Origin of the sequence: Herbaspirillum sp. 1130, from assembly GCF_017833835.1 — a bacterium.
Taxonomy (GTDB): Bacteria; Pseudomonadota; Gammaproteobacteria; order Burkholderiales; family Burkholderiaceae_D; genus Herbaspirillum; species Herbaspirillum huttiense.
Window position 1 is genome coordinate 454,493 of record NZ_JAFICQ010000001.1, and the last position, 24,157, is coordinate 478,649.

A 24,157-nucleotide genomic window follows, 5' to 3' on the forward strand; every position below is an offset into this window, starting at 1 on the left:
AGGTGAGAAAATTCAGCCGCCCGCTGGGAATATATGAAAAAGTAGCTCAAAATTTTTCTATTTATTTCCTCATATACGGGAATCGTTCGCCCAAAGTGAGAATTTAACCTTATATTGCCGCCATGGACTCACCACAAACCTCTACCATCGTTGACCGCGTTCTCCACGTACTCGCCGGCGTGGCCCGTGCCGGCAAGCCCGTCAGTGCCAAGCAGATTGCTGCGATGGTGCAACAACCGGTCAGTACCGTTTATCGCCACCTGGCATCCCTCAAGAAATGGGGACTGTTGCAGGAGCACATGAATTCCGGCACCTTCGAGCCGGGTCCGACCGGGGTGCAGCTGGCGTGGGGGTTCGACCAGAACTCCAACCTCATCAGCCAGAGCCGCGAGGAAATCATTTCGCTGGTCCAGCGCAGCGGGGAGAGCGTGGGCCTGCTGGTGCCGATCAATGGCCAGATGGTGTGCATCGCCATGGAAGAAAGCGATCAGCCACTGCGCTGTTCCTTCACCAAGGGCCGGGCACATCCCTTGCTTAAGGGAGCATCGGCCAAGAGCCTGCTGGCCTTCATGCCACGCAAGCTGCAACAGAAACTGGTGGCTGACCAGCTGGGCGACAAGCCCGAGGAAGCCGCCGCGCTGGAAGCACAGCTCGATGAGATTCGCCGTCGCGGCTATTCCATCAGCGAGAGTGAAGTGGACCTGGGCGTGTGGGGCGTCTCGGTACCCATCATGACTTCCAATGGCCGCCTGGAAGGCACCATCACCCTGATGGCGCCGGCCCTGCGCGTGGGTAACCGCGAACAGGAGCTGGTCCGCATGACGGTGGAGTCCGCCCAGCGCATATGTAATCGTTTTTAAGCCAGTCAGGCTGCGCCGTCCGGAGAGACGGTGCTGGCTGGACGCGGGAGGGCCCCATCCGGGCCCAGGGATGAATAATCCATTACGCCGGTACCCCGGCGTCCAGTCCATGTCGTCGTTTCTACCGAGGAACTCATGATGAAGCTTTCCCGCCTGCTGTGCGCCGTCTCGGCCAGCCTGTTTCTGCTGGTGGCGGCCGCGCCTGCCGCCCGTGCCGCCGACAACGTGATCCGTGTCGGTACCGATGCCACCTTCCCGCCGATGGAATTCGTCAAGGATGGCAAACGTACCGGTTTCGATATCGAATTGATGGAAGCCCTGGCCAAAACCATGGGCAAGAAGATCCAGTGGATCGACATCGACTTCAAGGGCCTGATTCCCGGCCTCATTTCCAACCGCTTCGACATCGCTGCCTCGGCCATCTACATGACCGACGAGCGCCGCAAGGTGGTTACCTTCAGCGATCCCTACTATCGGGGTGGTCTGGCCGTGCTGGTGCGGCGTGACGACAACAGCATCAAGGTGCCGGAAGACCTGAACAAGGGAAAGCGCGTCTCGGTCCAGGTCGGCACCAAATCGGTGAGCTATCTGCGTGACAACTTCCCCGGCGTGGAACGCGTGGAAGTGGAAAAGAACCAGGCCATGTTCGACCTGCTGGCCACCGGCCGCGTCAATGCGGTGGTGACCGGCCGTCCGGCCGCCGTCGAATATGCCCGCACCCAGCCGCTGGTACGTGTGCTGGACAAGGGATTGACCACCGAACTGTATGGTTTTGCCCTGCGCAAGAACGATACCGCGCTGGTCGAGCATCTCAACAAGGCCCTGCAGACCTTGCGCATGAACGGCACCTACGATGCGCTGACCGAAAAGTGGTTTGCCAGGAAGGACTGAGATCCTGCGCACCTGGCCTGGCGTTGTCGCCGGGCTCCTCCATTCCTCTCTGCATGGCCGACCCGGTCCGCCAGCCGTGACCGGGCAAGCGACTCCTTTTGCCGGAGCACTTCATGAAACTGGATTTTTCGGGCGTCTGGGACAGTTGGCCCTCGCTCCTCCACGGCACCATGGTGACCGTGGAAATCACCGCCGCCTCGCTGGTGCTGGGGTGCGTGCTGGGCCTGCTGACCGGCCTGGGGCGACTCAATCCGCAGCGCCGGCTGTTGTATGGCCTGTGTACTTTCTATCTCACGCTGGTACGCGGCACGCCCTTGCTGGTGCAACTGTTCCTGTGGTTCTTCGGATTGCCGCATGTAGGCGTGATTCTGCCGGCGTATGTGTGCGGCATCCTCGGGCTCGGCATCTACAGCGCTGCCTATATTTCGGAAATCGTGCGTGGCTCGATCCAGTCCATCGAACGCGGCCAGATGGAAGCGGCACGCTCGCTGGGCTTGCCTTATCGGATGGCGATGCGCCGCGTGATCCTGCCGCAGGCCTTCGTGCGCATGATTCCGCCGCTGGGCAATGAATTCATCGCGCTGATCAAGAACTCGGCACTGGTGTCGCTGCTGACCATCGCCGACCTGATGCATGAGGGCGAGAAGATCATCAGCATTACTTACCGCTCGCTGGAAACCTATCTGGTCATTGCCCTGATCTATCTCGTGCTGACCAGCGTGACCACGCTGGCGCTGCGCCGGATCGAGAAGGTCCTGCGCTCCGAAGGGAGGGTGTGATGGAACACAGCGTGGTCGATATCAAAGGCTTGCGCAAATCCTTCGGCAGCCATCTCGTGCTCAAGGACATCGATTTTTCGGTCGCCCCAAGTCAGGTGGTCGTCATTATCGGCCCCAGCGGCAGTGGCAAGAGCACCTTGCTGCGCTGCCTGAACGGGCTGGAGACCGCCGAGGGCGGCACCGTGGTGGTCGGCGGTCATACGGTGGTCGAGGGCGGGCGCATGATGCCTGAAGCCATGCTCGATGCGCTGCGCGCCGAGGTGGGCATGGTATTCCAGTCCTTCAACCTGTTCCCGCACCTGAACGTGCTGGACAACATCACCCTGGCACCGACCTGCCTGCGCGGCGTGCCGCGCAAGGCGGCGCAGGAGCAGGGGCTGCGGCTGCTCAGGAAGGTCGGGCTGGAACACAAGGCGAAGGAATATCCCGGCACCTTGTCCGGCGGCCAGAAACAGCGCGTGGCTATCGCCCGTGCGCTGGCCATGGAACCGAAGGTGATGCTCTTCGACGAGCCCACCTCGGCGCTGGATCCGGAACTGGTCGGTGAAGTACTGCAGGTGATGCAGGACCTGGCCAGCGACGGCATGACCATGCTCATCGTCACGCACGAGATGGGATTTGCGCGCGAGGTGGCCGATGTGGTGGTGGTGATGGATCACGGCAGCATCGTCGAGTCCGGTCCGCCCTCCGAGATATTTACTTCACCGCGCGAGGCACGTACCCGCAGTTTCTTGCAAACCATGCTGGCCCGCGAGGTGGGTCATGCCGGGTAAAGCCCATGCGGTGGCGGGTTCCGGGGTGCCGCAGCACGGCGCGATAGCGTTCGTCGGCGAGCTGGCCAGCGTGGCAGCCGTCCCCTGGAAGAACGAGGGCGGGCAGACCCGTGAACTGTGCGTGGAGCCGCCAGAGGCCGACTTCGCCAGTTTTATCTGGCGGGCCAGCGTGGCCGACGTCGGTAGCGATGCAGATTTTTCCACCTTCGAGGGTATCGATCGCACCATCGTCCTGCTTGAAGGCGGCGGTTTCACGCTGCACAGCGAGGGACGGCAGGTCCACGATCTGGCGCACTGCTTTGCGCCCTACGACTTCCCCGGCGAGCAGCCGATCCAGGTGCGGATGCATGGTGCGCCCACGCTGGACTTCAACCTGATGGTGCGGCGTGAAGTCGCCGAGGGCAGGGTAGTGATGCTGGACGAGCGCAATTCGCGTTGCCTGCCCAGCCACAGCGCTTTGTTGTACGTGGCAAGAGGCGCCGCCTGCCTTTCCGATGAAGACGGTCTGCAACAGGCCTTGCGCGCCGGCCAGTTCGCGCGGCTGCAACCAGGGCACAGAGCGCGCATGCCCGATCTGCTTTGTGCGCCAGGGGCGGTGGTGGTGCTGGTCTGCATCATCCCCAAGCAAAAGGAAGGCCAGCACATGTAAGCGTTGAAGCGCCGAGGCCGTTCTGATTCCACCCGCTGCAAGCGGCACAACGGTGTCCGGCATACACTACAAAACCGCCAGTATAAAAGGTGAGCATATGGCATCGCTTGGCGAACAAACACAGCAACACCTGCATGCACATCCACAGCCGCATGCGCACGCGCTCCCTCGCCAATCGGCGCGTGCCCTGTTTTGCCCGCTGGCCTTGCTGCCGGATGGCTGGCAGCATGACGTCCTGCTGCGCTGGGATGACTCCGGACGCCTGATCGAGATCAGCGCCCGCAGCGCGCCTGGCACAGCAGCGCAGGCATCCGGGCCGGTGATTGCCGGCATGCCCAATCTGCATTCGCATGCCTTCCAGCGTGCCATGGCCGGCCTGACCGAGGTCATGGGCAGTCCTTCGGATTCCTTCTGGAGCTGGCGCAAGCTGATGTACCGTTTTGCCCAGCGACTGCAGCCGGAGCACCTGCACGCCATTGCCTGCCATCTCTATATCGAGATGCTCAAAGCGGGCTATACCTCCGTCTGCGAATTCCATTATCTGCACCACGCCCCGGGCGGCAGCCCCTACGCCGACCGCGCCGAACTGGCGCTGCGGCTGATGCAGGCGGCGTCCGAGGCGGGCATCGGCATGACCCTGCTGCCGGTGCTGTACCAGTACGGCGGCTTCGGGGGCCAGCCGGGTTCGCAGGAGCAGGCGCGCTTCATCGCGACGCCTGACGACCTGCTGGCCCTGCGCGAGCGCCTGCTGCACGCCTTGCCGGAGAACCCGATGCGCCGCTATGGCGCAGCCCCGCATTCGCTGCGGGCGGTATCGCCGCAAGGCCTGGAAGAACTGGTCAGCGGCCTGCGCCAGCAGCCGGGAGGACGCGACGCTCCCGTTCACATCCACGTCGCCGAGCAGTGGCGCGAGATTCAGGATTGCCTGGCCTGGTGCGGCCAGCGTCCGGTGCAATTGCTGCTGTCGCTGCAGGAGGTGGATGCGCGCTGGTGCCTGATTCACGCCACCCACATGGATCAAGCGGAATACCTGGATCTGGCCGCCAGTGGTGCGATCGTGGGACTGTGCCCGACGACCGAGGCCAATCTGGGCGATGGCATCATTGATGCCGGGCAGCTTTTGCAGTCCCGGACTCCCTGGGGCCTGGGCTCGGACAGCAATATCGCCATCAACCCGCGTTCCGAATTGCGGCTGTTGGAGTATGGACAACGCTTGCATCATCGCCGGCGCAACGTGCTGGCCTCCGAAGCGTCACCGGCCACGGCCGACCGCCTGTTTGCCCAGGCCGTGGCAGGCGGTGCGGCTGCCAGCGGCCGCGCGGTCGCCGGGCTGGCTGTGGGGCAGCAGGCGGATTTCGTGGTCCTCGACGGGGACGACGTCAACCTGGCCGATCGCAGCCCCGGGCAATTGCTCTCGGCACTGGTGTTTTGCGAGCATGATGGCCAGCCCATCCAGGATGTCTACGTGGGTGGCCGCCAGGTGGTGACCGCCGGGCAGCACCCCTTGCAGGATGATGCGCGCCGCGCCTATCGCCGCGCGATTGCCGAATTGTTGAAGGATTGAGGACCGCACGATGCCAGTAATGCCGCACGATATTTGCCAACTGCACCAGGGCAGTTCGCCCCTGCTGATTTCCATGCCTCACGTGGGCACCCGTCTGCCGGAGGAGTTGCTGGCCTCCTTTAGTGCGGTTGGCCTGCAGGTGGACGATACCGACTGGCATATCGCCGAGCTCTATGATTTTGCCGTTGGTCTTGGTGCTTCGGTGATTCGTCCTTTTCATTCACGTTACGTGATCGATCTCAACCGGCCAGCGGACGGACAGAGCCTGTATCCGGGGCAGAACACCACCGGGCTGTGTCCGCTGACGACATTCGACAACCTGCCGCTGTACCGCGAGGGCTGTGAGCCGGATGCCGCCGAGGTCGCACGCCGCCTGCAGGTCTACTGGCATCCCTATCATGCGGCACTGCAGGCCGAACTGGCGCGCCTGAAGGCAGTGCATGGCTACGCGCTGCTGTGGGATGCGCACTCGATCCGCTCGGTGATTCCGCATCTGTTCGAGGGCGAACTGCCGGTCTTCAATTTCGGAACTGCCAGCGGTGCTGCCTGCGCACCTGGTCTTGGAGAAGACTTGCTGGCGCTGGCGCAGCAACTGGCACCGCAGTTTCCCGCCGTACTCAATGGCCGCTTCAAAGGCGGCTACATCACTCGTCATTACGGCCAGCCCGCCCGGCAGGTCCATGCCCTCCAACTGGAATTGGCGCAGCGCAGCTACATGCAGGAGCACGCACCTTACGCGTTGCAGGCAGCGTTGGCAGATCGGCTCAAGCCGGTGCTGAAGGCGCTGGTGACGCGCTTCATGGCGTTTCATCCCTGATGCGAGCCTGCGCCCGTACCATTTGATCCAGCGCAAACGCAGGCCAGCTGCGGCGCTGCAGCCCGGGCGGCTTGATGCATGTCAAATCCGTTCATGCAGGCGAGGCTTAGTATGCAGTCATACCAAGTCAACGCAATCCAGTCACCTGCTGAGGTCATCATGTTCAAGAACATCCTGTTGGCAACCGATGGTTCCCGTCTGTGCAACGAATCCGTCAAGGCCGCCATCGCGCTGGCCAAGAGCTGCGGCAGCACCTTGGTTGGCTTGTCGGTAGCAGGCAATCTGCGGGCCTTGTCGATTCCTGAAGTCAGCGTCGGCGTGGATGTGGAGCGCACCGATGAAGCCGGTCGCGAACGTGCCCTGGCCAGCGTCGAGATGATCACCGCGATGGCCCGTGAAGAAGGTGTCCCCTGCACGGTGCAGGTGGCCCAGGGTGGACGTCCCTACGAAGAGATCATGCGCGTGGCCGAACGCGAGCACTGCGATGCCATCATCATGGCCTCCAAGGCCCGTTCCACGCTGGGCCGCCTGCTGCTCGGCAGCCAGACCCAGAAGCTGCTGGCGCATAGCAAGGTACCGGTGCTGGTTTATCGCTGATTGGCGAAAAGATGAAGAGATGCGCACCGCATGCGTGCGCATAGGGCGGTTGAAAATGCCGTCATGAAGGTTTGTGGTGTGGAGGGTCGGGCCGTTCCTGTGGAGAGGGACGGCCCATTTTTTTTTGTCCGCGCATCGCGAGCCCGGGGCCGAAAGTTTGGAGAAAGACCTCGGCCTTTGTTACAGTCAGGCCTTGTTTTGAAGACGACAACAAGGAGCCCGCATTGACCACATCCCCTCATCAGGCCCACGGCGGTAACGCCTTTACCCGCTTCTTCGCGCATGAAGCCGCTGGCGGCATCGTGCTGGCCATCGCTGCGGTGCTGGCGCTGATCATCAGCAACAGCAGCTGGCGAGAAACCTACGAGGCCTTCACCCGAATTCCCGGCAAGGTCGACATCGGTGGATTGGTGGTCTTGTCCAAGCCGCTGTTGCTGTGGGTGAACGACCTGTGGATGGCGGTGTTCTTCTTCCTGGTCGGTCTGGAAATCAAGCGCGAATTCGTCGAAGGCGAACTGGCCTCACGCAAACAGGCCATCCTGCCGGCGGCAGCGGCCTTGGGCGGTATGGTGGTGCCGGCGGCGATATATGCGCTCATCAACCTGGGCGATCCGGTAGCGCTGCGCGGCTGGGCCATTCCGGCAGCGACCGACATCGCCTTTGCGATCGGTATCGTGATGCTGCTGGGGTCGCGGGTTCCGACCTCGCTCAAGGTTTTCCTCACCGCCGTGGCCATCATCGATGACCTGGGCGCCATCGTGGTCATCGCGCTCTTCTATACCGACAACCTCTCACTGGGCATGCTGGCCGGGGCCGGGGTAGGGACGCTGGTCCTGTTGCTGCTCAATCGCAGCGGCGTGCGGCGCGCAGATATCTACATCGTCGTCGGTCTGGTGATCTGGGTGTGCGTGCTCAAGTCGGGCATCCACGCCACGCTGGCCGGGGTGGTCACGGCGCTGGCCATTCCCATGCGCGACGCCGACGACCAGCCGCTGGCGGGTGCCCTGGAGCATGGCTTGCATCCCTGGGTGGCCTTCCTTGTGCTGCCCATGTTTGCCTTCGCCAATGCCGGCGTGTCCTTCCAGGGCATGTCGCTGGGCAACCTGTTTGAGCCGATCCCGCTCGGCATCGCCGGCGGACTGGTACTGGGCAAGACCATCGGTGTCTTCGGTGCAGCCTGGCTGATGATCCGCAGCGGACTGGCCGCAGCACCGGCCGGTGCCAGTACCCGGCAGTTCATCGGCGTCTGCATGCTGTGTGGCATCGGCTTCACCATGAGTCTCTTCATCGGCGGCCTGGCCTTCCAGGGATTGAGTGCGGATTTCGAAGCCAAGCTCAAACTGGGGGTGCTGGGCGGCTCCATCCTGGCGGGCTTGCTGGGCACACTGGTCTTGTGGCGCAAAGAGATATCACCAGCGTGAACATCACGGTGCGCCGCATTTTCCATGCGGCCACTGTGCGTGTTGTCTATCAAAAACCTCATCAATACGCTTGAGACACACGAAAAGTCGCCATTTGGCGACGAAATATCGACTTTCTGTTTTGCGATGCAAAAAATTATATAAAAAATAATTGTTTGCACACCATTAGTGCGATTCCGGCCGGAAATGGGGTCCCGACGGGCTTCCGCTTCCACATGACGAAGTGAATCCCTACGACAACGAAATGTCGACCAGCAGCTCGGCCATGAATTGCTGCTGCGCAGAACAAGCGATTGTTTACATCACCTTTTGGCAGTAGCAAGATACTTGCACGGGCCTGTAACGGCGCGGCGTGGAAGGGCGCCGATGCTGACACTACTGACAACAGCGCCCGCAGCAAGCCGGGGATATTGTCTTTTCGACATTTTCACCCCTTGGGACGATAAGCCAGGCGAATAACAGCCCGGCCATCAAAAGCAGAGGAGACAAGCATGAAACTGATGGAATTGCTCATGAGCTACGGTAGCCAGGCACTGGTGTGGTATGCGATGTACGTGATCGTGGGGAGCTGTGCCTTCGGAGCTTATGTCTGGCGCCGCACCCATTTCGGTCACTGACCTCCAAACATTCACCCTGACGCACGCCGGAATGAACGCCGGCGCTGCGTGAACGACGCCAGGCGAGGGTACCGGACCAGTGCTGGCCTGAAGCATGCCGCTTCCCATCCCGCGCAAGGGCGTGGACATGGGAGCGGTGCCGTGCTGGTCTCCCGCGCGTATCGTCGACTTGTCATTTGACACCTGCATTTGCCTGCCAGAACGGCGGGGAGCGTCTTGCCGGCGCTCCCCGCCGTTCGCCGTTTTGGCGGTGGGGAAGGGCTGCAGCGGGCTTCCTCACGCAATCTCCAAGGATGAAAAAAAGCTGCACCGCAGCTTTATTTTCTTATTTTGCGGTGCTATTCTCCTTTCCGCGCAAACGTTTGCGCACTTATAACGGCGTCTATCTTCTAGGAAACGCCGGCAACATCAATACTGGAGACCCAGATGAACAAATTCACCCGCCGCCATTTCGCCATCGCCGCCCTGGCATGTGCAGTCCTTCCCGGTGCCGCCATGGCACAGACTCCGGCCAAGCCCAAGGTGGCCCTGGTCATGAAGTCGCTGGCCAACGAGTTCTTCCTGAACATGGAGAACGGCGCCCGCGAATACCAGAAGGCCAACGCCAGCAAGTTCGACCTGATCGCCAACGGCATCAAGGACGAGCAGGACACCGCCAACCAGATCAAGATCGTCGAGCAGATGATCGTCTCCAAGGTCAATGCCCTGGTGATCGCCCCGGCTGACTCCAAGGCCCTGGTGCCGGTGGTCAAGAAGGCCATCGATGCCGGCATCATCGTGGTCAACATCGACAACAAGCTCGACGACGCCGCCCTGAAGGAAAAGGGCATCACCGTGCCGTTCGTGGGCCCCGACAATCGCAAGGGCGCCAAGCTGGCCGGCGACTACCTGGGCAAGCAACTGCAGAAGGGTGACAAGGTCGCCATCATTGAAGGCGTGTCCACCACCTTCAACGCACAGCAGCGCACCCTGGGCTTCCAGGATGCGATGAAGGATGTCGGTGCGAATGTCGTGACCGTGCAGTCGGGCCAGTGGGAAATCGACCAGGGCAACAAGGTCGCCGCCTCGATCCTGAACGCGCATCCTGACATCAAGGCCATCCTGGCCGGCAATGACAACATGGCGCTGGGCGCCGTGGCAGCCATCCGCGCCGCTGGCAAGACCGGCAAGGTGCAACTGGTGGGCTACGACAACATCAACGCCATCAAGCCGATGCTGAAGGATGGCCGCGTACTGGCCACCGTGGACCAGTTCGCCCAGCAGCAAGCCGTCTTCGGCATCGAGACCGCCCTCAAGGCCGTGACCGAGAAGAAGCCGCAAAGCGCCCTGGGCGGTGTGGTCGAGACCAAGGTCTCGCTGGTCACCAAGTAATACCGACGCTCTCTGGCGTCTTCTCTGCAAGGTACCTGCGCCCGTGACCGGGCGCGGGGCTTTGCCTCTCCCTCCTTGTGCGCTACAGAACCATGCAGCCCAACGACTCTCCCTCCCAAGCTTCGCCCTTGCTGACCTTGTCCGGCATCGGCAAGAGCTACGCCGCACCGGTGCTCGATGGCATTGACCTGGACCTGCGTCCGGGCCAGGTGCTGGCCTTGACCGGCGAAAACGGCGCCGGCAAGAGCACGCTCTCCAAGATCATCTGCGGCCTGGTCGATGCCAGCGCCGGCGGCATGACGCTGGATGGCCAGCCCTATCAACCGACATCGCGCACGCAGGCTGAAGGCCTGGGCATCCGCATGGTGATGCAGGAACTGAACCTGATCCCCACGCTGTCGATTGCGGAAAACCTGTTCCTGGAAAAACTGCCGCGCCGCTTCGGCTGGATCGACCGCAAGAAGCTGGCCGAGGCCGCTCGCGCCCAGATGGAAGTGGTCGGACTCGGTGAGCTCGACCCGTGGACGCCGGTCGGCGACCTGGGCCTGGGCCACCAGCAGATGGTCGAGATCGCCCGCAACCTGATCGGCAGCTGCCGCTGCCTGATCTTGGACGAACCCACGGCCATGCTGACCAACCGCGAGGTGGAACTGCTGTTCTCGCGCATCGAGCGCCTGCGCGCCGAAGGTGTGGCCATCATCTACATCTCGCACCGGCTGGAAGAATTGAAGCGCATCGCCGACCGCATCGTCGTTCTGCGCGATGGCAAGCTGGTCTGCAATGACGACATCGGCCGTTATTCGACCGAGCAACTGGTGCAACTGATGGCCGGTGAGCTGACCAAGGTTGACCTGGATGCCGAACATCGCCACATCGGTGCTCCGGTGCTGCGCATTCGTAGCCTCGGGCGTGCTCCAGTCGTGCAGCCGGCCAGCCTGGCGCTGCATGCTGGTGAAGTGCTGGGCATTGCCGGCCTGATCGGCTCCGGCCGGACCGAACTCCTGCGCCTGATCTTTGGCGCAGACCGTGCCGATCAGGGCGAGATCTTCATTGGCGACAGCCAGCAGCCTGCGCGCATCCGCAGTCCCAAGGATGCGGTCAAGGCCGGTATCGCCATGGTCACCGAAGACCGCAAAGGGCAGGGCCTGCTGCTGCCGCAAGCCATCAGCGTCAATACCTCGCTGGCCAATCTGGGCAGCGTGAGCCGCGCCGGCATGCTCGATCACGCGGCCGAGAGCAGCGTGGCGCAGGACTATGTGAAGAAACTGCGCATCCGCAGCGGCAGCGTGGCGCAAGCCGCCGGCGAACTGTCGGGCGGCAACCAGCAGAAGGTGGTGATCGCCCGCTGGCTGTACCGCGATTGCCCCATCATGTTGTTCGATGAACCCACGCGCGGTATCGACATCGGCGCCAAGTCCGATATCTATCGCCTCTTTGCCGAACTGGCGGCGCAGGGCAAGGGCTTGCTGGTGGTCTCCAGCGACCTGCGCGAGCTGATGCAGATCTGTGACCGTATCGCCGTCATGAGCGCAGGCCGCATTGCCGATGCCTTCAGCCGCGATGACTGGTCGCAGGAGCGCATCCTGGCGGCCGCCTTCAGCGGTTATGTGGGACGCCAGGAAGCTGCCGCAGCGGCGCACGTGGCCGGCAATACTGCCTGAGTGGCCGCACTCTTCGGCCCGACTATCAACTGCCAAGAATCAACGAGACAGATGCAAACTTCTTCCTCTACCCCCGCCGCCAGCCGGCAAGCGGCCTACCTGGCCGGTTTCAAGAACTACCTGGGCCTGATCGCGGCCTTGCTGGCCATGTGCGTGATGTTCGCCTTCCTGAGCGAGAACTTCCTCAGTGCGGCGACCTTCATCACGCTTTCCAATGACATCCCGCCGCTGGTGGTGATGTCGGTGGGCATGACCTTCATCCTCATCATCGGCGGCATCGACCTCTCGGTCGGCTCGGTGATGGCACTGGCGGCCTCCATGCTGTCCATGGCCATGGTGCGCTGGGGCTGGCCGCTGTATGCCGCAGCCCCGCTGGGCGTGGTGGTGGCGGCGCTGTGCGGCACGCTGACCGGAATGGTCTCGGTGCACTGGCGCATTCCTTCCTTCATCGTCTCGCTGGGTGTGCTGGAGATCGCTCGTGGCCTGGCTTACCAGGTCACCAACTCGCGCACCGAATACATCGGCAGCGCGGTGGACGTGATCAGCTCGCCGATTCTGTTCGGCATGTCCCCGGCCTTCCTGTCGGCCATCGCCATCGTGATCATCGCTCAACTGGTGCTGACCCGCACCGTGCTGGGCCGCTACTGGATCGGCATCGGCACCAATGAAGAAGCGGTGCGCCTGTCCGGCGTGAATCCCAATCCCAGCAAGATCCTGGCCTTCGCCCTGATGGGCGCGCTGGCCGGTATCGCGGCGCTGTTCCAGGTCTCGCGCCTGGAAGCGGCCGATCCCAATGGCGGCGTGGGCATGGAGCTGCAAGTCATCGCGGCGGTCGTCATCGGCGGCACCAGCCTGATGGGTGGCCGGGGTTCCATCGTCAGCACCTTCATCGGCGTATTGATCATCTCCGTGCTGGAAGCGGGCCTGGCCCAGGTTGGCGTGAGCGAGCCGATGAAGCGCATCATCACCGGCGCCGTCATCGTGGTCGCCGTGATCCTGGACACCTATCGCCGTCGCGGCCAACGCCACGCCCGCTGAGCGAATTCGCCATGGCCACCATCAAGGATGTCGCCAGGCTGGCCGGGGTGTCCTACACCACGGTCTCGCATGTGCTCAACCAGACGCGCCCGGTCAGCAGCGACGCCCGTGAGCGCGTGCTGGCTGCCGTCAAGGAACTGGACTACGTGCCCAGCGCACTGGCGCGGTCATTGCGCAGCAAGGTCACGGGCAGTATCGGCCTGATCATTCCCAACAACACCAACCCGTACTTTTCGGAGCTGGCGCGCGGAATCGAAGACCACTGTTATGGCGCCGGCTACAGCGTCATCCTCTGCAATTCCGACGATGATCCCGACAAGCAGCGCGACTACCTGCAAGTCCTGCAGACCAAGCGCTGCGATGGCCTCATCATCGCCACCTTGAACCAGGCCGATCTCAATCCGGCGGGCAGGCTCGATATTCCGACGGTCCTGCTGGACCGCGCGCCCAAGGAGCTGGACATCGATCTGGTCAGCACCGACAACGCGCTCGGCGGCAGCCTGGCGGCGCGCCATCTGCTGGACTTGCAGCGCCGCCACGTGGCCTGCATTGCCGGGCCGGATGGGCTGGAACTGTCGGACGAGCGCGTGCAGGGCTTCCGCCAGACCCTGCAGGCGGGCGGCCTGGCGCTTGCCGAGGGAGACCTGCTGCATGCCGACTTCAGCGGCATCGGCGGTTATCAGGCTGCGATGCAATTGCTGCAGGGACGAGCGCAGGGCGCACGGCCGGATGCCATCTTCTGCTGTAACGACATGATGGCCATCGGCGTGTTGCGTGCCGCCGGTGAATTGCAGATCGAGGTGCCGGGCGAATTGTCGGTGGTGGGTTTCGACGATATCGAACTGGCGCAATTCGTCCATCCGCCCCTGACCACGGTGGCACAAAATACCCGCAAGCTGGGCAACCTGACGGCGCAGTTCCTGCTGGAACGCATCGCTGACCCCGGCTTGCCGGCGCGCCGCGAGACGGTGGCACCGCAACTCCAGCTGCGCGGCTCGACCGGCCCGCGCCGGAACCCGACCTGAACAAGAAACACTTCAACAGAGCACGAGAGAACACACATGATCGTCATCATCGGCAGCGTCAACATGGACCTGGTCCTGCGCGTCCCGCGCATGCCCTTGCCGGGCGAAACCCTGGCTGGCGACAAATTCATGACCATCCCCGGCGGCAAGGGTGCCAACCAGGCCGTGGCTTGCGCCCGCCTGGCCGCACCGGGCACCTCGGTGGCCATGGTGGCCTGCGTGGGCGACGATGCCTTCGGTGGCCAGATGCGCCAGTCGATCACCGCCTGCGGCATCGATGACCGTTACATTGACGAAGTCGCGGGCGAAGCCACCGGCATTGCCTCCATCATGGTCGACGCCAATGCCCAGAACAGCATCGTCATCGCCGCCGGTGCCAATGGCCGCCTGGACGTGGAGCGCATCGAACGCGCGCGCCCCGTGATCGAACAGGCTTCCATCGTGCTGCTGCAACTGGAAGTGCCGATGGAGACCGTCATCCACAGCATCGAACTGGCTCACGCCCTGGGCAAGACCGTAGTGCTCAATCCCGCACCGGCACAAGCCTTGCCCCGTGCACTGCTGCAGAAGATCGATTACCTGATCCTCAACGAAATCGAAGCCGCCATGCTGGCCGAGGAACAATCCGAGGACATCCCGCTGCTGGCGCAGAAGTTGCACGGGCTGGGCGCGCGCAACGTGGTGGTGACGCTGGGCGAGAAGGGCGTCTACGGCTCCTTCGCCGACGGCCAGCAGCGCCATCTGCCGGCGCGCAAGGTACAGGCGGTCGACACCACGGCGGCAGGCGACACTTTCATCGGCGGTTTCATCGGTGCCATTGCGCAGGGCCGCGATCAGTTCGACGCCATCGCCTATGCCCAGGCGGCGGCCGCCCTGAGCGTGACCCGCGTCGGTGCCCAGACCTCCATTCCCACGCGCGACGAAGTCGTGCTCTGATCGCTTATCTTTCTGATTGCCATGAAAAAGACTGCTCTGCTCAACGCTGCCATTTCCCAGGTCATCGCCACCATGGGGCATGGCGATACGCTGGTCATCGGGGACGTCGGTTTGCCTGCCCCCGCAGGTGTTCCTGTGATCGATCTGGCGGTGACCCGCGGCGTGCCGGACTTCATGACGGTACTCAAGACGGTGCTCACGGAATTGCAGGTGGAATTCCACGTCGTGGCCGATGAAATGCAGACCGTCAGCCCTGCCTTGGCTGCACAGATTGCGGCGCTGGACCTGCCGCAAGCGCGTACCCTGTCGCATGAGGCCTTCAAGCAGGCAACCGCCGCTGCCAAGGCCTACATCCGCACCGGGGAATGCACCCCTTACGCCAATATCATCCTCGGCGCTGGCGTGGTGTTCTGAGCAAGAGATTTACAAACAAACACATTTATACATCTAGTTGTGTGATGACTTTGCGACACTTGCTGAAATAGTGTCGCGCAACGGTTGTACGATGGGTTGCCTTGGCGCATCATGCGGGCTCCAGAATAAAAATACAGAGGAGCTTGTTTCCCTGTTCGATAACAAGAAGCTGGATCTTCGAGGACTGGAAGAGACAGACAATGAATGAACAGCATAGGGAACCAGCATGTTTGGATATTTCGGGAATCTCAAGGTCGGCGCGCGCCTGGCGATCGTGTTTGCTTTCATCGTGGCCTTGCTGGCCGTGGTGAGCATCACCGCCTTCATCAAGATCAACAACATCAATCGTGCGATCGACCAGATCGTCAATGACCGCTACCTGAAGGTGCGCTGGGCATTCGACCTGCGTGACGGCGTCAACGAGCAGATCAAGTACCTGCGTGGCATGGCCATCGACATCGGCAATCCGGCCGCCAATGAAAAGCGCATCGGCCAGCTGGACGTTGCGGTCCGCGCCAGCAAGGAAGCCCTGGACAAGATCACGGCGCGCCAGGTGACTGCAGTAGGCCAGAAGAAGGCCAAGGCGCTGGATGATGCGCGCCAGCTCTTCGAGACCAGCCGGGCGCAGTTCCTGGCGTTGATCCGGGCAGGCCAGGGCGATGCCGCCGACGAATTCGTCCTGCGCAAGATTACCGACAGCCAGAACGCCTATCTTTCCCTCGCCACCGCCTTCGCCGATTCCCAGGACAGCCAGCTGCGTGCTGAAGGTGCGCAGGCCGTCGCTGACGGTGCGCTGGCGATCCAGGTCACCCTGGCTTGCTCGGCGGTCGCCGTGCTGGCCGCGATCCTGCTGGGGTATTTGATGGTACGTTCCATCGTCAAGCCGCTCAACGAGGCCGTCCGCGTGGCCGAGAACGTCGCTGCCGGTGACCTGACCACGCGCATCGAACCGCATTCCAGAGATGAGACGGGCCAACTGATGGCGGCCCTGCGCAAGATGAACGACAACCTGGTCGACATCGTCTCCGGTGTGCGTCGCAGTACCGACTCGATTGCCACCGCCTCGGGAGAAATCGCCAGCGGCAACATGGACCTGTCGTCGCGCACCGAGCAGCAAGCCGGTTCGCTGGAAGAAACTGCCTCGGCCATGGAAGAGATGACTTCCACCGTGCGCCAGAACGCTGACAATGCCCGCCAAGCCAACCAGCTGGCTGCCACGGCCTCCGAGGTGGCCTTGCAAGGCGGTGAAATCGTCGGCCGCGTGGTCACCACGATGGAAGAAATCAACCAGTCTTCGCGCAAGATCGTCGACATCATCGGTGTCATCGACGGTATCGCCTTCCAGACCAACATCCTCGCCCTGAACGCTGCCGTGGAAGCGGCGCGCGCGGGCGAGCAGGGCCGCGGCTTTGCGGTGGTGGCTTCTGAAGTGCGCTCGCTGGCGCAGCGTTCGGCGGCCGCAGCCAAGGAAATCAAGGGCCTTATCAGCGATTCCGTCGCCAAGGTGGAGGGCGGCAGCCTGCTGGTGGCCGAAGCCGGCCACACCATGGAGCAGGTGGTCAGCAGCGTGCGCAGCGTTACCGACATCGTCGGCGAGATTTCGGCCGCCAGTGTCGAGCAGAGTACCGGGATTGAGGAAATCAACCGGGCAGTGGGCCAGATGGATGAAAGCACCCAGCAAAATGCTGCCTTGGTCGAACAGGCCGCTGCCGCTGCGGGAGCTCTGCAGGACCAGGCCGCCAACCTGGCCACCGCGATCAGCATCTTCAAGCTGGCGCAAGGCCCGCAGGTGACCGTGGCAGCGCCTGCCAAGCCGGCAGCACCCGTCCGGCCGCCGGTCCGGCCGCCAGTTGTGGCCCCGAAGGCAGCGGCCGTCCCGGTTCTCCGTGCGCCTGCCGTGGCGGTCCCGGCGTCCACACCCGCGAGCAAGTCCGCAGCGCGCGCTGACGAAGACCTCTGGGAAACCTTCTGAGCGGTTCCTGACGGTGCTGCCCTCCGCGCTGCCGCTACTCTGACAAGCAGGTGGCGCAGCCTCCTATAGCCTTGGCGCGTCCGCCAGCTGATACTGTTGCGTTTGCAGAACGCAGATCAGTCGATGGCCAGCGGCCAGGGAGGAAGGGGAAACATGCGAGAGGGCGGGGAGACGGCAATCACTATCATGATGAGGCGGGGTTTCAGGTTCCTGACCTGGGTGGCCCTGACGCTGGTCGCATTGATGGCCACGCTCGCGCTGGCCGTTGCCCTGTTCGACTGGAACCTGGCCAAGCCCTGGATCACGCGCCAGCTCTCTGCTGTGCTGGCGCGCGAGATTCGTGTCGATGGCCCCATCACGCTGGGGTGGTCGCTGGCTCCTGCGCACAAGGACGGCAGCAGCCCCTGGCTCCCCCAACTGCATTTCACTGCACGCGAACTGCACATCGGCAATCCCGATTGGGCCCGCAGTGCCGACCACCTGCTGCGCGCCCGCACGCTGGATCTGCACTTTTCTCCCTTGCCGCTGCTGCGCTGGCATTGGCACATTACCGACCTGCGCGTCGAAGGCCTGGACCTGGTCATGGAACGCGCCGATGAGCGTCGCAAGAGCTGGCGCTTTTCCGACCAGCCACGTTCACGCTGGAGTTTCGACATTCATCAGATCGTCTTCGAGCGCGCACAGATCCGTTATGTCGACCAGCCGCTGAACATGGATCTGCACTTCGATGTTCGACCGCTGGTCAGTTCGGCTAACCAGGCCGCCGAGGTACGCCAGGCAGAAGGCGCTGCCAGTGTCGGCCCTGCCAATCCATCGGCCATGGTGTTGCAGGCCGCGATCACCGGGCGCTTTGGAGATGCCAGCATTCAGGGCAATCTGCGCGGCGGAGCCTTGCCCGATCTCCTCAATGAAGACAGTATTTATCCCTTGCAGGCCGAAGGTGAGGTTGGCGAAGTCCATACGGCGTTATCGGGCAAACTCATCAATCCTCATCAATTGACCCGTGCCGAACTGCAGTTGCAACTCAGCGGCGACAGCCTCGACCGGCTTTACGCCGCCAGCGGTGTCCCGCTTCCCGCCACGCGGCCCTTCACGACCCAAGGTCAGCTCAGCATCACCCGCCTCGATACCGAGACCCGCGCCTGGGACTGGCACTATGCGCACTTCACCGCCAAGGTCGGTGACAGTGATTTCTCCGGCGATGCACAGTACTACCGCGGCCCCCCCAAGAATCGCTTGCGCGTGACGGCGGAGGCGGGCCTGCTGCGCCTGTCCGACTACGTTCCCGATGCAGGGAAAAAATCCGGCGCGCATCCGGACAAGACCGACTCCCGCGTTCTTCCCGATCAGCCCGCCAAACCACAGCGCTGGGCCAAGCTGGATGCCGAGATCGCCTTGCATGCAAAACGCTTGCAGTTGCATCCGGACATCGCCTTGCAGGACGCCAGCACCACGCTGCGCCTGCAAGACCAGGTGCTGACCGCCGCGCCACTGCGCTTTGCACTGGCCGGTGGCAAGGGAGAAGGAGAGATCCGCCTGGACGGACGCCAGGCCGATATCGGCGCGAAGCTGCAACTGCAAGTGCAGGGTGTGCAGGTGCGTGAACTGTTCCCGCGTCTGGCCCGCATCGATGCCAGCTTCGGCAAGGTCGATGGCCGCGCCACGCTGACTGGTAGCGGCAATTCGGTCGCAGCCATGCTGGCCCATGCCAATGGCGAAATCAAGGCGGACCTCAGCCAGGGCACCATCAGTCAATTCATTCTGGAGGCGGCCGGCCTGAACCTGGCCAATGCAGTGTTCGCCAAGCTGTATCGGGACCAGCAGGTCAAGCTGCTGTGTGGTGCCGCCGATGTTGGCATCAAGGACGGACTGGCGCAGGTGCGTCATGGCATTCTCAATACCGAGGATGCCGCCATCGACATCAGCGGCCAGGTTGATCTGGCCAAGGAAACCCTCTCGCTGGACGTGGTCCCTCGCACCAAGCAGGTTCGCATCCTGTCGCTGCGTACGCCCTTGTATGTACGTGGCACGTTCGCAAAACCGGACATCGGTGCCAGCAAGGGTGCACTGGCCGCGCGGGCTGGTGCGGCCGCTGCGCTGGCGCTGGTGGCGCCGGTGGCCGCAGTGATTCCATTGATTACGCCGGGACAGAAGATTCCCGACGACTGCGCGCCGCATGCCGCTGCGGCACCCTCATGATGGTATTGCGTTTCAGTCGGTGAATTCGAAGACGGCGTCAAAATCAGGCAGGGCCACCAGCACCCGTTGCGCATCCTGCTGCAACGGCAATCCGAGGGAGCGCGCGCCCGCGGCGACAATGGCCCGGTCCGCCCCGAAGAAACGTAGCATGGCAAAGGCCGCCGGTCGCGAGGGAGCATGCTCGGCCAACGTGTCGAGACGTGAAGCGAGGGCAGGAGCATCCAGGAACTCCAGCTGGAAGCCATCTTCCCACTGGCCCAGCCGTGCATAGGAAAGGCGGGTCGCCTGAGGATCGCGATCCACCACGACCATGCTGGCAACACCGCGCGCACCATTGGCGTGGGCCATCCACTGCGGACGCCAGACCAGTTCGGGCGTGAAGTGATGGCAGGCATAGACGCGTCCGGCGGCGAACTGGCCGGGAATCAGGCGGACCGTGGAGAAGCGCGCATCGATGGCCACCCCGTCCACTTCCACCGGCCGCGAGAAGTGCTGCACCGGTTGCACGGCCAGCCCCAGCGCCAGCCAGGCGTCGTGGCAGGCGGGGACGTCATCGACGGCATAGACCAGGCCATCGAGGCCGAGCGGACTGTCGAGGATTTCCTGGCGGACTTTTTCGCTCTCCCGGGGCTGGCCGATCAGCTCCAGGTAACCGCCTTCGAACATGACCAGATGGTTCACCGAGCCCAACGTATGATGGCCGCGCGGTGTCAGCGTAAAACCGAGCGCATGCAGTTGCGCGTGGGCACGATCGATCTGGTAGTGGGTATTGAGGACCACGTGATCCAGCCGGGCAGGAATATTTTGCGAGGACGGGAGCGTTTTGGAGGAAGCGGTAGTCATAAAAGCCAATCAACAAGAAAGAGCGCGCCAACCAGCAGCGGGCTGCCATTGTAAGGGCGGCCACATGGACTGTCATGGCGGGGGGATTTGTCCGGGAAACTGGCCGCAGGGTCAGGGATTCCATTACTATGCCGACAAGCTCTACCGTAACGACGCAAGCGTGGTGGCGGAGGACGCTCAATCAGAACAGTGCGACGAGGAAGGGCGTAATCTTGGATCAGCAAGCGGCAACGGCAATGGAAAGCAATTCTCCTTTGAGCAGAGCGTATCGGCACGCCTTGCTGGAGGCGATCGATGACGGTTTCTGCATCATCGAATTCATCGATGGTCCGCACGGACCGCTCAGTGACTACGTCCACATCGAAGCCAATTCGGGCTATTACCGGCATACCGGCATCGAGGGCATTGTCGGCAAACGCCTGCGCGAGATCGAGCCGGACAATGCCCAGGTCTGGCTGGATGTCTATGGCCAGGTCCTGCTGACCGGCCAGCCGCTGCGTTTCGAACAGGAATTCCAGGCCGTGGGCCGGCACATCGAAGTGTCGGCCACGCGCGTCGGGCCAGTGGAGATGCGCCAGGTCTCGGTGCTGTTTCGCGACATTACCGCGCGCCGCCGTACCGAAGCCGCTCTGCGCGAGAACGTCCAGCGCGTGCAGCTGGCCATGGAGGCCGGGGCCATCATCGGCACCTGGATCTGGGACATCCCCTCCGACCGGTTCAGCGTGGATGACGGTTTCGCGGCTGCCTTCGGCGTCCCCCCTGAGAAGGGCCTGGTTGGCCTGAAGCTGGAAGACCTCATGCAGTCCGTACACCCGGACGACCGCGAGCTGCTTTCCACCCGCATCCGCGAAGCCCTGGCGCGTGGCGGTGCCTATGCCCACCAATACCGCACGCGCCGCCGTGACGGCCGCTACTACTGGCTGGAAGCCAATGGCCGCGTGGAGTTGACCTCGGACGGCCATGCCAGCACCTTCCCCGGTGTGCTGATCGACATCGAAGGGCGGCGCGCCGTCGAAGCCGAACGCGATCGCGCACTGGCTGCGCTGCGCGCCCTCAACGACACGCTGGAACAGCGCGTGCAGGAGCGTACCAACGCCTTGCTCGAAGCCGAGGAAGCCCTGCGCCAGGCGCAGAAGATGGAAGCGGTGGGCCAGCTCACCGGCGGCCTGGCACATGACTTCAACAACATCCTGGCCGGCATCAGCGGTAGCCTGGAACTGATGAAAGTGCGGCTGGCCCAGGGCCGCATCTCGGACATCGAGCGCCACCTCAATGGCGCGCAATCTGCCGTCAAGCGTGCGGCTTCATTGACGCAGCGGCTGCTGGCCTTCTCGCGCCGGCAGACGCTGGATCCGAAATCGGCCGACCTGAACCGCATCGTGGCCGACATGCACGAACTGATCGGCCGCAGCGTGGGCCCGGCGATCACGGTGGAAACCATCGCGGCCGGTGGCTTGTGGAACACCTTCGTGGACGTCGGCCAGCTGGAAAACGCCTTGCTCAATCTGTGCATCAATGCCCGCGACGCCATGCCGCACGGCGGGCGGCTGACCATTGAAACCGCCAACCGCTGGCTGGACGACATTGCCGCCATGCAGCGCGGTGTGCCGCCGGGCCAGTACGTGTCGCTGTGCGTGAGCGATACCGGCACCGGCATGTCGCCGGATGTGGTGGCGCGCGCCTTTGATCCTTTCTTCACCACCAAGCCGACCGGGCAGGGCACGGGGCTGGGGCTGTCCATGGTGTATGGTTTTGCCGGCCAGTCGGGCGGTGCGGTGCGCATTTATTCAGAACTGGGTCAGGGCGCGACGCTCTGCATCTACCTGCCGCGCCACCTGGGCGAAGCCGGGGAAGAGGACCTGCCGTTGCCGGACGACGGTTCTGCGGCGGCAGCGCCTGGCAGCAAGACCATTCTGGTGGTCGATGACGAACCGCTGGTGCGCATGGTGACGGTGGAGGTCCTGAGCGATCTGGGCTACAGCGTGCTGGAGGCGGAAGATGGTCCCTCGGCCTTGCGCGTATTGGCCGCTTATCCCGAGCTGGATTTGCTGGTCACCGACGTCGGGCTTCCCAATGGCATGAACGGCCGCCAGCTGGCCGATGCCATCCGCGCACCGCGGCCCGAATTGCCGGTGCTGTTCGTGACCGGCTATGCCGAGAATGCGGTGCTCAATCATGGTCATCTTGAACGCGGGATGCAGGTCTTGACCAAGCCGTTTGCGGCCGATGTCCTGGCGCGCAGGGTCAGGGAGCTGGTGGGGGAGGAGAGTTCGGACCGCAGCGGGTGATGCGACAGCGGGGCTACCTCCGGCGGCGGGATCGGGTGCCCGAGTGGTGCGTCGTGTTTTCCGATCCCTACGTGCTCGCTCCGCCACCACCGCTGAGGACGGCCCATCCCTCGCGCAGGTGGTCGGGGAATTGCGGCAAGTGTTGATCGGACTTGGGCGGCCTTGACGACACTAATTCGCCTTGCCGCTGCACTCTGCGGCATCCCATCTGCATTTCGTCGCATCCCGCTATCGTCCTGCCAGCAGCCTCAGCAGAATCGCTCCACCGATTCGCTGAAAGCCTGCCATGTCCCTCACACCTCTCATCGCACTCCATTTGAGCGTCGCACTCGCTGCGGTCGTCATTGGACCCTTCGCCTTCTGGGCCCGGCTCGGCCGCACGGTGCGGCCACGATGGCACCGCGCCCTGGGCTATGCCTGGTTCAGCTGCATGGCCGTTACTGTCCTTTCGGCGCTCTTCATCCGTTCGCATGACCTGCCCAACATCGCGGGCTATACGCCGTTGCATCTGCTGGTGCCAGCTACGGCCTTCCTGCTCTACCGCGGACTCGCGGCGGTGATGCGTGGTGATATCGCGCTGCATCGGCGCACCATGCAGCGGGTCTACATCGGTGCTTGCCTGGTGGCGGGGGCCTTCACGTTGCTGCCGTCACGCTATCTCGGCCAACTGATTTGGGGGCAATGGCTGGGTTGGCTTTGATGGCTAGACGGCCGCGCCGAAGAAAGACCCGATCGCCGCCGTACACCCCATGGCCAGCGAGCTCCACAAACTCACCCGCAAGGCTCCCTTCCACAAGTTGGCACCACCGGTTTTGGCCGCGACCGCACCCAGTACTGCCAGCGACAGCAGGGCGGCGATCACGATGGCCGGCAACAGGCTGGCGACCGGTGCCAGCAGCACCACCGCCAGTGGCAAGGCCGCACCGACGGCAAAGCTCAGGGCCGAGACGATGGCCGCTTGGACCGGCCGCGCTGCCGTGGTTTCGGAAATGCCCAGTTCATCGCGCGCATGCGCATCGAGGGCATCGTGGGCCATCAATTGGGTGGCGACCTGATGCGCGGTCTCCTGACTCAGTCCCCGGCGCATGTAGATGCCCATCAGTTCGCGATGTTCGCCTTCCGGATCCGTGGCCAGTTCTTCGCGCTCCTGGCTCAGGGCGGCGTGTTCACTGTCCGCTTGTGAGTGCACGGAGACATATTCGCCGGTCGCCATCGACATGGCGCCCGCGACCAGGCCGGCGACGCCGGTCAGCAGCACGTTCTCATGCGTGGCATTGGCCGCCACCACGCCCACCAGCAGGCTGGCAGTGGAGACGATGCCGTCGTTGGCACCCAGGACGGCGGCGCGTAGCCAGGAGATGGCGTCGACCTTGTGATGTTCGAGATGGAATTTGGCCATGACACTTCTGTTCATATACAGGGTTGCGGAATGGCGCAGATTC

21 protein-coding genes are annotated in these 24,157 nt (G+C 63.2%); 19 read left to right on the forward strand and 2 right to left on the reverse strand.

The window, feature by feature from the left end; genetic code table 11:
* Positions 1 to 122 precede the first annotated feature (122 nt).
* The 17 genes from JOD78_RS02100 to JOD78_RS02180 all read left to right on the forward strand — a co-directional run bounded on the left by JOD78_RS02100 (position 123) and on the right by JOD78_RS02180 (position 19,584).
* Complete coding sequence (locus tag JOD78_RS02100; protein ID WP_034332582.1) at positions 123 to 860, forward strand: IclR family transcriptional regulator; 738 nt, start codon at positions 123 to 125, stop codon at positions 858 to 860.
* A gap of 138 nt (positions 861 to 998) precedes the next feature.
* Positions 999 to 1,751, forward strand: a complete 753-nt coding sequence (locus JOD78_RS02105; RefSeq protein WP_134136515.1) for a glutamine ABC transporter substrate-binding protein — start codon at positions 999 to 1,001, stop codon at positions 1,749 to 1,751.
* 113 nt (positions 1,752 to 1,864) lie between these two features.
* Positions 1,865 to 2,530, forward strand: coding sequence for an amino acid ABC transporter permease (locus JOD78_RS02110; protein WP_039788129.1), 666 nt, complete (start codon positions 1,865 to 1,867; stop codon positions 2,528 to 2,530).
* On the forward strand, positions 2,530 to 3,303 hold the full coding sequence (locus tag JOD78_RS02115) for an amino acid ABC transporter ATP-binding protein (RefSeq protein WP_245201944.1): 774 nt from the start codon (positions 2,530 to 2,532) through the stop codon (positions 3,301 to 3,303). Before JOD78_RS02110 ends, JOD78_RS02115 begins: the two co-directional genes overlap by 1 nt.
* Positions 3,293 to 3,952: a HutD family protein gene (locus JOD78_RS02120; protein WP_121040179.1), complete on the forward strand. Its 660-nt coding sequence runs from the start codon at positions 3,293 to 3,295 to the stop codon at positions 3,950 to 3,952. The genes JOD78_RS02115 and JOD78_RS02120 overlap by 11 nt, the downstream gene beginning before the upstream one ends.
* A gap of 97 nt (positions 3,953 to 4,049) precedes the next feature.
* On the forward strand, positions 4,050 to 5,516 hold the full coding sequence (locus JOD78_RS02125; protein WP_121040181.1) for a formimidoylglutamate deiminase: 1,467 nt from the start codon (positions 4,050 to 4,052) through the stop codon (positions 5,514 to 5,516).
* Positions 5,517 to 5,535: 19 nt separating this feature from the next.
* Complete coding sequence (hutG, locus tag JOD78_RS02130) at positions 5,536 to 6,333, forward strand: N-formylglutamate deformylase (protein WP_121040183.1); 798 nt, start codon at positions 5,536 to 5,538, stop codon at positions 6,331 to 6,333.
* A 159-nt stretch (positions 6,334 to 6,492) separates the two neighbouring features.
* Positions 6,493 to 6,930: a universal stress protein gene (locus tag JOD78_RS02135; protein ID WP_039788122.1), complete on the forward strand. Its 438-nt coding sequence runs from the start codon at positions 6,493 to 6,495 to the stop codon at positions 6,928 to 6,930.
* 224 nt (positions 6,931 to 7,154) lie between these two features.
* Complete coding sequence (nhaA, locus tag JOD78_RS02140; protein ID WP_121040185.1) at positions 7,155 to 8,351, forward strand: Na+/H+ antiporter NhaA; 1,197 nt, start codon at positions 7,155 to 7,157, stop codon at positions 8,349 to 8,351.
* A gap of 1,043 nt (positions 8,352 to 9,394) precedes the next feature.
* Entirely contained in the window at positions 9,395 to 10,339 is a 945-nt protein-coding gene (locus JOD78_RS02145; RefSeq protein ID WP_039788120.1) for a sugar ABC transporter substrate-binding protein, read from the forward strand.
* 92 nt (positions 10,340 to 10,431) lie between these two features.
* Positions 10,432 to 12,000 carry a sugar ABC transporter ATP-binding protein gene (locus JOD78_RS02150; RefSeq protein WP_121040187.1) on the forward strand — a complete coding sequence of 523 codons (1,569 nt, stop codon included), beginning with the start codon at positions 10,432 to 10,434 and terminating at the stop codon, positions 11,998 to 12,000.
* A 51-nt stretch (positions 12,001 to 12,051) separates the two neighbouring features.
* Positions 12,052 to 13,038, forward strand: a complete 987-nt coding sequence (locus tag JOD78_RS02155; RefSeq protein WP_121040189.1) for an ABC transporter permease — start codon at positions 12,052 to 12,054, stop codon at positions 13,036 to 13,038.
* 11 nt (positions 13,039 to 13,049) lie between these two features.
* Complete coding sequence (locus JOD78_RS02160; RefSeq protein ID WP_121040191.1) at positions 13,050 to 14,063, forward strand: LacI family DNA-binding transcriptional regulator; 1,014 nt, start codon at positions 13,050 to 13,052, stop codon at positions 14,061 to 14,063.
* 36 nt (positions 14,064 to 14,099) lie between these two features.
* Positions 14,100 to 14,999, forward strand: coding sequence for a ribokinase (gene rbsK, locus JOD78_RS02165; RefSeq protein ID WP_121040193.1), 900 nt, complete (start codon positions 14,100 to 14,102; stop codon positions 14,997 to 14,999).
* Between the two features lie 21 nt (positions 15,000 to 15,020).
* Positions 15,021 to 15,413: a D-ribose pyranase gene (rbsD, locus tag JOD78_RS02170; protein WP_034341119.1), complete on the forward strand. Its 393-nt coding sequence runs from the start codon at positions 15,021 to 15,023 to the stop codon at positions 15,411 to 15,413.
* Between the two features lie 226 nt (positions 15,414 to 15,639).
* The gene (locus JOD78_RS02175) at positions 15,640 to 17,385 is read left to right on the forward strand and encodes a methyl-accepting chemotaxis protein (RefSeq protein ID WP_134136286.1); all 1,746 of its coding nucleotides are present in this window, start codon (positions 15,640 to 15,642) and stop codon (positions 17,383 to 17,385) included.
* Positions 17,386 to 17,571: 186 nt separating this feature from the next.
* Positions 17,572 to 19,584 (forward strand): AsmA family protein, encoded by a 2,013-nt coding sequence (locus tag JOD78_RS02180; protein WP_227022693.1) that lies wholly within the window; start codon positions 17,572 to 17,574, stop codon positions 19,582 to 19,584.
* 12 nt (positions 19,585 to 19,596) lie between these two features.
* Here the strand turns inward: JOD78_RS02180 and JOD78_RS02185 are convergent, their stop codons facing one another.
* The gene (locus JOD78_RS02185) at positions 19,597 to 20,427 is read right to left on the reverse strand and encodes a VOC family protein (RefSeq protein WP_134136287.1); all 831 of its coding nucleotides are present in this window, start codon (positions 20,425 to 20,427) and stop codon (positions 19,597 to 19,599) included.
* A gap of 236 nt (positions 20,428 to 20,663) precedes the next feature.
* On the opposite strand from JOD78_RS02185, the gene JOD78_RS02190 reads away from it, so the two are divergent.
* Both JOD78_RS02190 and JOD78_RS02195 read left to right on the forward strand, forming a co-directional pair.
* On the forward strand, positions 20,664 to 22,715 hold the full coding sequence (locus JOD78_RS02190; RefSeq protein ID WP_209568974.1) for a response regulator: 2,052 nt from the start codon (positions 20,664 to 20,666) through the stop codon (positions 22,713 to 22,715).
* 286 nt (positions 22,716 to 23,001) lie between these two features.
* Positions 23,002 to 23,415 carry a DUF2306 domain-containing protein gene (locus JOD78_RS02195; RefSeq protein WP_209568972.1) on the forward strand — a complete coding sequence of 138 codons (414 nt, stop codon included), beginning with the start codon at positions 23,002 to 23,004 and terminating at the stop codon, positions 23,413 to 23,415.
* A gap of 3 nt (positions 23,416 to 23,418) precedes the next feature.
* On the opposite strand, the gene JOD78_RS02200 is transcribed toward JOD78_RS02195, so the two are convergent.
* Positions 23,419 to 24,114 carry a VIT family protein gene (locus JOD78_RS02200; RefSeq protein WP_121040202.1) on the reverse strand — a complete coding sequence of 232 codons (696 nt, stop codon included), beginning with the start codon at positions 24,112 to 24,114 and terminating at the stop codon, positions 23,419 to 23,421.
* Positions 24,115 to 24,157: the final 43 nt, after the last annotated feature.